This window comes from Stenotrophomonas sp. LST15-1-1.1 (assembly GCF_040815575.1).
Classification (GTDB): Bacteria; Pseudomonadota; Gammaproteobacteria; order Xanthomonadales; family Xanthomonadaceae; genus Stenotrophomonas; species Stenotrophomonas lactitubi_B.
Genome location: NZ_JBFPNJ010000024.1, coordinates 1 through 255, shown reverse-complemented (window position 1 = coordinate 255; position 255 = coordinate 1). Strand labels below are relative to the sequence as shown.

Genomic DNA, 255 nt, shown 5'->3' with positions numbered 1-255 from the left:
ACTCAAAGGAATTGACGGGGGCCCGCACAAGCGGTGGAGTATGTGGTTTAATTCGATGCAACGCGAAGAACCTTACCTGGCCTTGACATGTCGAGAACTTTCCAGAGATGGATTGGTGCCTTCGGGAGCTCGAACACAGGTGCTGCATGGCTGTCGTCAGCTCGTGTCGTGAGATGTTGGGTTAAGTCCCGCAACGAGCGCAACCCTTGTCCTTAGTTGCCAGCACGTAATGGTGGGAACTCTAAGGAGACCGCC

General features: G+C 54.5%; 1 rRNA gene. It reads left to right on the top strand.

The annotated features are described in order from the left end of the window. A 16S ribosomal RNA gene (locus tag MRBLST15_RS21100) occupies nucleotides 1-255 on the top strand; the annotation flags it as partial.